Consider the following 12597-nt stretch of genomic DNA (forward strand, 5'->3'; position numbering starts at 1 on the left):
CGGCATGCGTTTTCTGGAAGTATGCAATGGTAAGATCCGGCAGCGTTCAGCTGATATCAAAACAATATTGCTTCAATATTATCAATCGCTAAAGTAGCGATATCTGCCGGCATGCAAATGATGGAAGCACGCAATAATCATCTCCGGCAAGGCATCAACCTCTGTTTTTTCAACAGATAAGAAGGCTCGTAGAGCGGCGGGAACCGACTATTTCGTTCTTATTACAATCGCATACCCGCCGATTGGCATCTCTAATACCCTCTTACCGGTGATAGAAGATCGCCAACTGCCGGCGCATGATCAGCAGAAGAATGTGATAGTAAGATCCGGCAGCGTTCAGCCTCTTTCTAATCTTCATCGATAAAATAAAAAAAGCTTACAATGAGATCATTCACTGTAAGCTCCAATTCATTTCCATTAAAGATCGAACAATATCCGTTAAGAATCCACTAAGAGGAATCGATCAGGAATTTTTCTCCCCCATTTTTCTACACTATTTCTCTATACCAATAGAGAGGCTTTAATTGCATCAAAATCACGCTTGAGGCGAATATTGGTCTCTAACTCTTCTGCGATTTTGTCATAAGCATGCATCACGGTGGAGTGATCACGCATAAATTCACGCCCAATCTCCGGCAGACTATGCTCTGTTAATTCTCGAGAGATATACATCGCTAATTGACGCGGTTTAACGATATTGGCCTTACGACTCTTTCCTAAGATCTCAGAAAGTTCAAGATCGAAATAACTCGCCACGGTTCGCTGAATATTGGCAAGGGTAATTTGACGATCCTGGATCTCTACTAAGTGACGAAGCGCCTCTTGAGCGATCTCTAAAGTTAATGGCATCCCTTTGAAAGAGGCCATCGCATTAACCTGCTTCAACGCCCCCTCTAATTCACGAACGTTTGCTCGAACCGTCTCACCAATAAAGAATTTGGTATCTTTCGGCAGATCAACACCCCAAGCTTCCGCCTTCTGCTCTAAAATCGCAACTCGATGCTCAAAGTCGGGCGGTTTAATATCTACCGTCAAACCCGATGCAAATCGTGATTTCAAGCGCTCTTCCATCGCTTCAAGTTCTTTAGGATAACGGTCACAAGTGAGAATCACCTGATGCCCACCATCGAGCAGCGTATTGAAGGTGTGGAAAAAAACCTCTTGCGATCCTCCTTTTCCGGAAAGTAACTGAATATCATCAATTAAGAGCGCATCGAGCGTTCGATAGAAGTGGCGCAACTCATTGATCGTATTATTACGCATACTACGGACGATATCTTCAATAAAGCCATCACAATGTTGATAGATCAAACGCGCATCAGGATATTGCTCCTTAATAGCATTCCCTACAGCATGCATCAAGTGAGTCTTCCCTAAACCTGTATTTCCGTAGATAAAGAGCGGATTATGTGACGTTCCAGGGTTTTTAGAGACCTGAGCACAAGCCGCTAATGCAAATTGGTTCGACTTCCCTTCCACAAAATTATCGAAACTAAAATCGGGGTTTAAGTTACTCGTTTCAATCGACTGCTCACGAATGGAGTCTTTTGTCACATTACGTGCACGACCTGTTCGGCGAGTCGTCCGTTTACTCTGTTTCTTGACTTGATGATCTTCATATTCCGATTCGGTACCTAAACCATAACGAATCTCAATATCAAAACCACTCTCATCAACAATGGCATTTTCCAATAATGTCTTAAATTTAGTTTGAACACCACGGAGTACAATTTCATTTGCAGCTAGCACCATGACGTGATCATCTTTGAAGACCACCTCAAGTGGTGAAATCCACATGCTATACTCTTCTTCCGACATCTGTAGCGCAAGAATTTCTAAGCAATTTTTCCAACTAAATTTCATCATATGTAAGACTCTAAATTCTAAAAATCGGCAAAAGGAACTGATCTTAAGTTGCGTTGATATGCAAACTCACTGAAAGCGTTATACCGCTTCCATTATCGTTATACTCCAAAGATCATCGCTGTTAAGAGGAAATCGGCCACTAAGATAAGTAGTGACGAAATCACAACTGTATCGGTCGTTGACCGAGCAATCCCACTTGCGGTTGCTCTCCCTTTTAATCCGATATAAAGCGCAACGAGGTTCGATATTATACCGAAAACAAAACTTTTTAAAACCACCCCAAGCCCGATATCGACACCAAAATCGACACCCGACTTCATCTGTGACCAATATGCCCCACCATCAACCCCTAAAGAGATGGTCGCAACACCATATCCGCCAATGATACCGATCGTACTAAAGAGGAGCGCTAAGATCGGCACCGCAATAACACCGGCCCAAAAACGGGGCGTTAAGATATATTGAACGGGATTGATCGCCATCAGTTCATAACTTGCCCACTGCTCTGTTGCTCGCATCAAGCCGATCTCTGCCGTTAATGAAGAGCTCGCGCGACCGGTATAGAGCAGTGCTGTTAAAACAGAGCTAAGCTCCCGAAAGAGCGCAAGCGCAACAATGGTTCCAACTGAAGCCTCGGCACCAAAGTTAATTAAGTTCACAAAGGCTTGAAAGCAGAGCACCATTCCCACAAATAACCCCGATAAGAGAATAATCGGCAGTGAGAGAATCCCTAACTGATAGACCTGACGTACAAAAAGGCGTGGCTTTTTAAAGAGATACCAGGAATTGACTAAGATATTGATCAGAAGAAGGGTTGCCTCGCCAATATGCTTAACAAATCCCCGACTCTTCTCGCCTGTCATGGTGATAATATTACTCAAAATAGAACCTCCTCTAACGGTTTTGTGGGGATATGGAAAGGAACGGGGCCATCTGATTCTCCATTAATAAATTGTTTAACCCATGGATCTTGATGGTGACGAATCTCATCAGGAGAGCCGTAAGCGATAATTCGCCCTTCACCTAAGATACAAGCATGATCTGCAATCGATAAAACCTCTTCCACATCATGAGAGATCACCACGCTGGTAATCTTAAGTGCATCATTAAGATTCTTAATAAGACGAATTAAAACCCCCATCGAGATCGGATCTTGTCCGGCAAAGGGCTCATCATAAAGGAGTAATGCCGGATCGAGGGCAATTGCGCGAGCTAAAGCGGCTCTTCGGGCCTGTCCACCTGAAAGTTGTGCAGGGTAGGAATCTTTTAAAGCACGTAATCCCACCGATTGTAATTTCAATAACACAAGCGTATTGATCATCGATTCATCGAGCTCTGTATGTTCTCTGAGAGCAAAGGCGACATTGTCAAAGACCGTCATATCGGTAAAGAGCGCTCCCGATTGGAAGAGGACTCCCATCTTCGTGCGAATCTTATAGAGATTACGCTCAGAAATAGTCCCTACATTCTCTCCCATTAAGGTGACCTTGCCGGAGTTTGGGAGAATCTGACCACTTAAAAGGCGGAGCAATGTTGTCTTTCCGGATCCTGATGGCCCTAATATTGCGGTGATCTTTCCTTCAGGAATGGCTAATGAGAGATTCTTAAAGATCTCCCTTGATCCAAAACTGAGGTTAATCTCCTCAAGATGAATAATATTATTCTGCACTCTGTTCTGCATACGGATAATCCTTACTAAACCTCTGCCCTAATATAGATAATGAGCTTACTTAGTTTCTACAAATAGACTCTCTTCAAACATGACTAATACTAATATGACGACTGATGTGACGACTGATGTGACAACTACTAAGTGAATACATACGACTTCTCATACCCCTTAAAGTATTCCTTAATAGTAAGGTCGCCGATTGCGATCGATGCTATGCCGCATATAGCGATTCATCAATAATCCTAGTATTGTTAGTAGAAGAAAGAGAATCGCTGTCCACATGGGAATTGATAATCCTAAGAATGTCCAATCGATCGTACTACAATCCCCGCCTGTTAAGAGGAGATCTTTTACAATTTGGTAATCAAAAACTTCTGTAATCGCTAATGTTGTCTGGGTACATCCTAAAGTATCGGCAGGATTAAGTTGCAGATAGATATGTTTGCCGGCAACAAAGAGCCCGACAGCCCCCACAATGATAAAAAGCAGTGAAGAGAGCGAAGCAAAGAATCGGGATCCGCGTTGAACAAAGAGCCCACTTAACCAAAAAAGTGCTGTAAAGAGCAGTAATATCCCCCGCTGCAACATACAGTAGGGACATGGCTCTAAAAGCTGAATATCTTCAAGATAAAACTTCGCATAAGCGATCGCCGCAAGGGGTAATAGGCCTAAGATAAAGTAGATCATACGGGGAGACATAGGGAGTGATATCCTCTCTAGCGATTAGGACTCATTATATTATCACGTTTTGTGGATAACTTCTTTAGATAAATCGCACCTATTTTGGAGAGATCTTCGTTAAATAGCGAGCTTCCCCCTTCCCTGCTCTTTTCAATTATCTAAAAAAAAGATGCATAAAAAAGTATCAGTGATAAAAATTATCTGAAGCGCTATTCATCAGAACCAAAGAGGCTGAACCCTGCCGGATCTTCCTATCGCGTTCTTCCAGAAAACGCGCGCCGGCAGAAAGCGATCTCTCAATCGGTCAGTAACTATTACATTAAATAGTAATAATTTGCTCGGCACTATAAAAGCACCAATCGGCGGGCATGCGATTGTAATAAGAATGAAGTAGCCCGCTTCCATTGCTCAACTCACTATCTTATTTTTTGAAAAACAGAGGTTGATGAGTGGCCGGAGATGACTACTGCGTGCTTCCATAACCTGCATGCCGGCCAATAGCGCTACTTTAGCGATTGATAATATTGAAGTAATATTGTTTTGATATCAGCTGAACGCTGCCGGATCTTACTATCACGTTCTTCCAGAAAACGCGCGCCGGGAGTTGGCGATCCTCTATCACCGGCAAGAGGGTATCAGAGATGCCAATCGGCGGGCGTGCGATTGTAATAAGAACGAAATAGTCGGTTCCCGCCGCTCCACGAGCCTTCTTATCTGCTGAAAAACAGAGGTTAATGAGTGGCCGGAGATGATCACTGCATGCTTCCATCATTTGCATGCCGGCAAATAGCGCTACTTTAGCGATTGATAAAATGGAAACAAAAAAGCCTGCATCGTATGATGCAGGCTTCTTAAATATGGCGTCCCTACGGGGATTCGAACCCCGGTTGCCGCCGTGAAAGGGCAGTGTCCTAGGCCTCTAGACGATAGGGACTTTATGGTGGAGCTAGTCGGAATCGAACCGACGGCCTCTTGCATGCCATGCAAGCGCTCTACCAACTGAGCTATAGCCCCAGACAATTTTTATTGTTTCTGTCTGAGGAGTTGTATAATAGAAAATTCTCTCTTTTCTGTCAAACAAAATATTGCTCAATTAGTACACATCAAACAACAGATACTATTTATAGATATTACTTCACATAAAATCAATAAGTTATAAACAGAAAACTCTCTTCCCTATTTACTTCTGCACAATATCTAAACAGAAAAAGTTTTGTATCATTGAGCGAATCCTTTCTTAAACCGATCTCTAAAAGAGAGAAAAATAGACAATTTCAACAAAGAGACGTGATCATCACACTATTTATCAGTTTTATAACAAGGCTTCATCGATATCACTTCTAACATTCACTATAAATCTAATCTATCTCTATCAATAGAAAGAGACCAATAAAAGATATCAAGATATTAATCTTAAATAGTGCTCCCACAAAAAAACCAGCCCTTTAGGCTGGTCTTTCTCTTATTTGCCCTCGACATTATACGAGCGACTCAATTAACTTATTCTCTTAACTCGTTCTCTTAACTAATTCTTGCTTTCTCTTTCTGCTCTTCAATCTCTTTACAATCGATACAGAGCTCTGCCGTTGGTCTCGCTTCTAAACGGCGAATTCCAATCTCAACACCACACATATCACAATAACCGTAGTCATCGAGACCGAGACGGCGAAGAGTCTTCTCAATTTTCGAAAGAAGTTTACGCTCACGATCTCGCGTTCGTAACTCTAATGAGAAACCTTCCTCTTGTGTTGCTCTATCATTGGGGTCTGGGAGGTTAAAGGCTTCATCTTGCATATTATTCACGGTCTTTTCACCTTCTTGAACTAATGCTTCGCGCCAACCTTCTAAAATCAATTTAAAATGCTCACGCTGCGCCTCATTCATATACTCTTCACCTTCTTTAATCTCATAAGGTGTGAAACCACGAAACTCTTGATTCTTCATCTATCTTCCTCTTCACATCCTAGCCCACAATTGAGGTGGGCTTGGTCTAATCCAACACATACAACGTTAGAGAATACCCTATCGATCAGTCTCTATATAACGCCACTCTCTTAATAGGTCGTAATGTCACTTTCTTATTAATTGAGAGACCTTATAAAGATCATTTCAATAGAGTCACATAAAATTATATAGCTACACAGTCAATCAGTTTTGAGCAAACCATTCAAGCTCTCAATTTATCCTCGCATCTTAATTGCGCAATAAATCTCTCCTATTACTGTCAATGATCATCGATCCTCTTATTGAAACAGCCATTCATTACTTATATTGCAGACTGATAATTTAAATTGATACTTCAAATTGATTCTTCAAATTGATTCTTTAATAACGCCCTAATAAATTATTCTTAATAAAGTCACTTAAAATCATTTATAAAGCCATTTACTTATAAAACAATAATTAAGAAGAGTATTAAATAGCGAAGTAAATCAGAGAAAATATCAACGCAATATAATAATTTCGCAAAAATGATACATTAATCCCCCAGAAAAAGATACCGGGGAATCAACTATTTTTAATCATCTTTGACAAAGCCTCATAAAAAATTTATAGCTCTTTATATTCACCCTCATAGAGCTCACCCTTTTTCTGCTCTTTCGCCCTGCTAGGTTGCTGACCATAAAATTGAGAGAAATTGCCGCCCCCTTCTTCTTGCATCCGAGCCATCTCTTCACGCACCTGTTTTCTAATTTTTCGCGTTTTCCAAAAGAAGATGACGGCTAATACTGCAGTGACACCAAGGCCAATCACAAAAACAGCCAGGCCAAAAAATGCAAAGACAATTAATGCGCCAATGCCGATCACTGCTGCTAAAATTCTCTGTAAAAGAGAAGCGGGTTTGCCATTTATATAGAGTTGTTGGCTCATCTTTATCCTTCCTATTATATTAACGATAGGGATCAACGATAAGATCATCGTAAATCATTCTACTTTTAGCTATCTACGCTTCCTGATCGGCTGACAGCACCCCGATCGATCACTCCGCCTGAATGATCAAGGTTAATCACGATTCCCTATCTCACTTTATGGCGACAAAAGCGATCCATATCAAGTCTTTTGCGAAATATCACCCATATCAGCCGATCTCATTGAAGATCTCCCGGAAGCTTAAGCTAAACAGTTAATCTCATAGCAGAAGTGTAAATAGCATTACAATCACTCCTTGCCCACTCTATCCAAATTTTCTTAAAGAAATCTTAAGAAATGGCTATTTTGAATTTAAGATTTAAGGCTTAAGCTTCACAAGCTAAGATTTGAGATTTAAGACATCAAAAATAGTGTAGAGCCCCGGTTTTTGAGTTTGGCTTAACCACTCTACACATTTAAGGGCTCCTTTTGCAAAGAGCGTACGATCAAAGGCTGTATGCTTAATGGTAATCTGCTCTTCTAAGCTGGTAAAAGTCACTGCATGCTCTCCTACAATTGAACCGGCTCGGGTAACAGAGACACCAATCTTCTCCTCTTCTCTTGCTCCATCCCCTACTTGATAAGGAGTATAACGCTTATTAAAAGCTTCTTCTTTTGCTGCAACAATATCTTCTAGTAACGTTACCGCAGTTCCTGAGGGGCTATCAACCTTGAAGCGATGATGGCTCTCATGTAAGTCGATATCAAAATCATCCCCTAATGCTTTTGCCACAATCTGGACAATATAACGCTGGATCGCAGCGCCAATACTAGTATTGGTCGCTAAAATAACCGGCACCTCTTTCGCTAATTGCTCAATCTGAGGCATCAATGCCGCTTGATCCCAACCGGTTGTACAGATAATAAGGGGTTTAGGGTTGCTGAGAGCTGCAGTTATAATCTCCGGTACTAGTGTGGCATGGGAGAAATCAACAACGATATCATTCTCTTTAAACACAGCATCAATAGTACTATTCTTTGCTAACTCTCGACTATAAGAGCACCCAAGCACCAATCCTTCTCTCTTTGTAATCTCTTCACTTAACACCTGCCCCATTCGGCCCGAAATCCCGATAATTCCTACCTTTACCATGCTATCCTCATCTTTTAATAGATCTTTTAATTCCTAGAGATTCCTTGAGTCTTCATATACTCATCCAATCTCTACAACGATCACCATTTTAAAGGATTACCTCAAAGAAGTCGCCCTTTCTCAAACGCAACCACTGAGATCATTAAAATAGATCAAAACAGACTATTAAAATCCTCTTAAAAAATACCACAAAGAAAACTCAAAAATTTACAAAACATCATCTTCAATTAATCTGTTTACACAAAAATTGAATATTTTTAAAACAAATAGAGATAATCGCCAATCAATCCCAATATTAATTAATATCTATAAACCCTGATGTTTCCTTATAGCTCAAAGAGATGAGTCTTGATAAATACTTTTTTTGTCGACAGACTTAAAACTTAAATTACTTCAAACAAAAACAAGTAGTTGCAATATCTGTAAATCTACTTCAATATTAAGAAGGTCGATAGCACTGTCAACTATGGATGCTATTCGCAACGCCTATTCCAAATCAATATCTATAGCAGATAAAGAGGATCTACAATTTTCACATTGAGATCTTTTATTACTCTATAGTAATGATCGCTTATTGCTGATAGTTAATCGTGAAAGGTATTAATGAGATTCTGCCTTATTAATCTTACGGTCATTTATTAGGACATAAGAATTAATCCTTGCAGGTCGATTGAGTTACCCCCTTATCAACCTAAAAGGATTAGGCGATAAGTCACTAAAATCGTAAGACTGAACGAAATGTAGAATCTAACCGATCATTAATCTTTCACTCTATTCTCCCGGTAGTGCTATCGATCCCTCGCTTTAATTGCCTCTCAAAGAGGCACAATCTCCTTTCAAAACTCCCTCTAAAATCAGCGTGATAGATTTAAAGTGGATTCACCCCTTTAAACACTATTGATATCTCTTTGTGCTTCATTAACACTTAATAATTTAAAAGAAAGCCCAAAACTTTGATAAGTTTTGGGCTTTTTTACTTCACAATCACTACTGTAATCTTTCATCAATTACAGGCGATTATCTTACTACTAGACCAGCATAGGCTTGTGCTCAAGTAAATCATCTAATGGATCAACAACAGGTTGTATATCATAAGTTGTTACAGTTGCCTCACTTTTTTCCTCTAATTTCTGAGCTTGATTCTCTATTTCTGTATCATCCTCCGCTTCAGGTAGTGTCAATGTCCCTGAATCTTCCGAAAGAATCAGCGCTTCGAACGAAGGCAATGACTGATCATCAGAATAAAAATCATCCTGATCATCCGCCACAAAACTATCAACTTGTGATAAATCAAGACCCTGACTTGTCATCGTTGGTAATTCAACTTCCCAAACAATACCATCTAAAAGAGAATCTAAATCTGTTGCTTCAACCTCTAACAATGCTTCAAATTCTCCCTGGCCAAGACGATCCACATAGAAAATACCATCCTCATATTTGAGATATTGCTCAATATTATCCGTAGTCTGATTTCCATCTAAAAGTCCAACAAGATCAATCTTATCGCCCTCTTCTAAATTAAAGTCAGTCCACTTATTGAAACCATTTGCACCATTACCATTATTTCTACCCTCTGGATCACCCAGATTTGTAAAGATTACAGTATCAGCGCCGGCTCCCATTGTGAAACTATCGTCTGCGGAAGAGCTTCTTGCAATATCATCATATTCTGATGCCACTACAACCTTACCAACGTTAATCTCAAGCGTTGCTGTCTCCTTAGTTCCCATTTTAGATACTGTTTCATAAATAAAACGATCAATTCCATATACGCCTCCTTTCGGCGTGTAAGTATAAGAACCATCTTTGCTGACAACTAAAATTCCGTACAATCCTTCGATCTCAATCGATTCTGCACCCTGTTTAGGATCATTCACAGATAGCTGCTTATCCGCAATCTTTAAGGTATCTAACATTAACTTACCTTTGTCATTTTCGAATAGCATACCTGTAATAGGGTCAATATGAACAGTTTCATATTCATCTAAATGAACAACTTCAATATTGACATTTAACTTTTTAATACCCCCTTGATCTGTTGGAGTAACGATTAATTCATAATCTCCTGCAGGTAAACTTTGAAGGACATCCTCTAAAACCGCATCAGCAACTTTATCAGTCGTTTTCGTCCACTCTTGTCCTGTAGTTAGGTTTTTTAAGACATAAGTAATTGTCATAGGATCAGACCATTTACCTACACCTTTAGAATCACCCTCAGCTTTGATAGTAAAGCTTTTTCCAATCTGACCCTCTTCAATAGTGAAGTTTTTCACTTTTGCTTCGTCAGATTTTCCAGCCTTCGTATCTTCAATCTCTATCTCAGATTTAACATTTTCCTCTGCAACGGCAATATCATTAAAATCATCATCAGCAGTATGAAGACCGATCTTAATATTCAGGCTATCGACTATCGTTTTTCCATTTGCATCTTGAGTCACAAGACGGAAACTATCAAATGCACCATATGGAGGCTTCCAATCTTCAGGCGCATCTTTCGGTTTCACAACAGTGTAGGTATATGTTCCATCAGAATTAATTACTAATTTTCCATATTCCCCCATAACAACAGTTGCTTTACCCGGTTCTACCACCTGATCATCAACTTTCAGTAAGATCGTTTCACTATCTTTGACAGCATCTCCCGTCACAGAACCACTATATTTAGCCGGCTGACCATAATCATAAACCTTTTCATGATCCACATAGATCCCCGCTCCAGTCAAGAGCCCTAACCCACCTTTACTCTGTAAGAAGGCTTTATATTCCCCCTCACCAAACTGAAGTGTTAACTGATCTGATCTTCCACCTAAAAGAACAGTCCAGAACCAACTCTCTTCTACATGTACTTGAACATAATTTCCCGTTTCTGGATCAAGTTTATAGATATGGAGATCATAACCAACACCTACAGTAACACCTCCTGCACTTCCGTGGAAAGTTATCTCTTTAACTTCATCCACTCCCACAGTAAAGTCCAGCGTTTTAGCACCCGATAGAGCTTCAGCACTTAAAATAGAACCCGCTAATGGAAGATCTATAACAGAAAACCCAACTTGTTTAAGATCTGATTCTCCATCATACGTGATTGTTGGCTCAGTATTAAGAACAACCGTATTATCAAATTCAACCCGCTCCTCTTTTGAAGTGATATTTAATTCAAAGGTCAGTTCTGATTGAGATGTTTTGCCCGAGGGTGAAGTCACCTCATAGATAAAGGTATCTTTTTCACCATATCCACGGAAATCTTCATTAACCTCATAATGATACGATCCATCTGCTTTAACAATCAATTTACCATATTCACCATGAATGATCGTTTTTGCATTTGAAGATACATTGATACCATTAACAGAAGTTAATACCGTACCTTCCGGTACCTCATCCATACCATATTTTGGATCTTCATCTGTAATCATATTCCCGGTAGCAGAACCTTTAACACTCTCAGCTTCCCCATAATCAAGAATAATATCTTTATTTAATTTCAAGGTATAACCTGTTAATGCTTGTACTCCGAGGTTTCCTGCCATTAAGACCATCCACTTACCCTCAGTAAGCTCAAAGGTCGTCTCTTCAGATATTCCACCTAAGAGGTAGGAGACAAGCCAGTTTTTCTCAACCATCTGCTGTTCCCACTGACCAGTACTTTCATTCAGTTTATAAAAGTATAAGTCCATCGTTGCAGCAAGTTGCACCCCACCGGCCTGACCTTGAAGCGTAATCTCTCTGACTTGGTTATCACCAACATCAAAGTGCATCGAACTCTTCGCAACTTCACCAAGAAGATTTAAATCTAAAACAGGACCAAGGCCAGCACTTACAACACTGAATCCTGTTTTATTCATCTCCTCCGGATTTTCATTCTCAATTCTCTTCGGCGTTGCATCAAGTACCACATCAACATAATTATCTACGGTCGCTAACATCTCTGCAACCCCTGCAATAACCTCTGTAGGTTGAGATTCATTACCGGATTTATCTGTTGCCGTAATATTAATAATCTTACCGCGCTCTAATGCCGGCTCAAATGTATAACTAGCATCACCATTCTTATCCGCTTCAAACTCAATAGGTTTACCATCACTATCTAGCAATGGTTTACCTTCTGAATCATAAACTTTTACAGTTGCATTAGGCTCAGTTTTGACTGTGAGCACACTATTACCGTCATCAATCTCAGCATCGGGCGCATCGGGCGCAGTCGTATCCTTCTCACCCGTTACTGGTGTTTTATCTGAAGTATTACCTGCTTTATCCGTTGCCGTAACATTGACAGTTTCGCCATCGGTCACTGGGCGGCTAAGCTCAACTTCATAAGCACCACTCTCAGGATCTGCTACGACAGAACCTAAGCTGTTTCCTTCTTGATCTTTGA

Annotated in this window: 9 protein-coding genes and 2 tRNA genes; all 11 read right to left on the reverse strand. The window is 40.2% G+C overall.

Annotated features, from left to right (window positions below):
* Positions 1-501: 501 nt before the first annotated feature.
* The gene (gene dnaA, locus DC077_RS10295) at positions 502-1866 is read right to left on the reverse strand and encodes a chromosomal replication initiator protein DnaA (RefSeq protein WP_239990300.1); all 1365 of its coding nucleotides are present in this window, start codon (positions 1864-1866) and stop codon (positions 502-504) included.
* Positions 1867-1964: 98 nt separating this feature from the next.
* Positions 1965-2747, reverse strand: coding sequence for an MlaE family lipid ABC transporter permease subunit (locus tag DC077_RS10300; protein ID WP_275663947.1), 783 nt, complete (start codon positions 2745-2747; stop codon positions 1965-1967).
* Complete coding sequence (locus tag DC077_RS10305) at positions 2744-3547, reverse strand: ABC transporter ATP-binding protein (RefSeq protein ID WP_109218036.1); 804 nt, start codon at positions 3545-3547, stop codon at positions 2744-2746. Before DC077_RS10305 ends, DC077_RS10300 begins: the two co-directional genes overlap by 4 nt.
* A gap of 171 nt (positions 3548-3718) precedes the next feature.
* Entirely contained in the window at positions 3719-4237 is a 519-nt protein-coding gene (locus tag DC077_RS10310) for a disulfide bond formation protein B (RefSeq protein WP_109202482.1), read from the reverse strand.
* 490 nt (positions 4238-4727) lie between these two features.
* Positions 4728-4997, reverse strand: coding sequence for a hypothetical protein (locus tag DC077_RS10315; RefSeq protein WP_109202483.1), 270 nt, complete (start codon positions 4995-4997; stop codon positions 4728-4730).
* A gap of 80 nt (positions 4998-5077) precedes the next feature.
* Positions 5078-5153: transfer RNA gene (locus DC077_RS10320), tRNA-Glu, on the reverse strand.
* A 4-nt stretch (positions 5154-5157) separates the two neighbouring features.
* Positions 5158-5233, reverse strand: a tRNA-Ala gene (locus tag DC077_RS10325).
* Positions 5234-5740: 507 nt separating this feature from the next.
* Complete coding sequence (gene dksA, locus DC077_RS10330) at positions 5741-6163, reverse strand: RNA polymerase-binding protein DksA (protein WP_109202484.1); 423 nt, start codon at positions 6161-6163, stop codon at positions 5741-5743.
* A 606-nt stretch (positions 6164-6769) separates the two neighbouring features.
* Positions 6770-7090: an aromatic acid exporter family protein gene (locus DC077_RS10335; RefSeq protein WP_109202485.1), complete on the reverse strand. Its 321-nt coding sequence runs from the start codon at positions 7088-7090 to the stop codon at positions 6770-6772.
* A 379-nt stretch (positions 7091-7469) separates the two neighbouring features.
* Positions 7470-8222 carry a 4-hydroxy-tetrahydrodipicolinate reductase gene (gene dapB / locus DC077_RS10340; protein WP_109202486.1) on the reverse strand — a complete coding sequence of 251 codons (753 nt, stop codon included), beginning with the start codon at positions 8220-8222 and terminating at the stop codon, positions 7470-7472.
* Positions 8223-9250: 1028 nt separating this feature from the next.
* Positions 9251-12597, reverse strand: a 3347-nt coding sequence (locus tag DC077_RS10345; RefSeq protein WP_121494626.1) for a BapA/Bap/LapF family large adhesin, incomplete at its 5' end; no start/stop codon positions are given.

Origin of the sequence: Ignatzschineria cameli (genome assembly GCF_003121895.1) — a bacterium.
GTDB classification, from domain to species: domain Bacteria; phylum Pseudomonadota; class Gammaproteobacteria; order Cardiobacteriales; family Wohlfahrtiimonadaceae; genus Ignatzschineria; species Ignatzschineria cameli.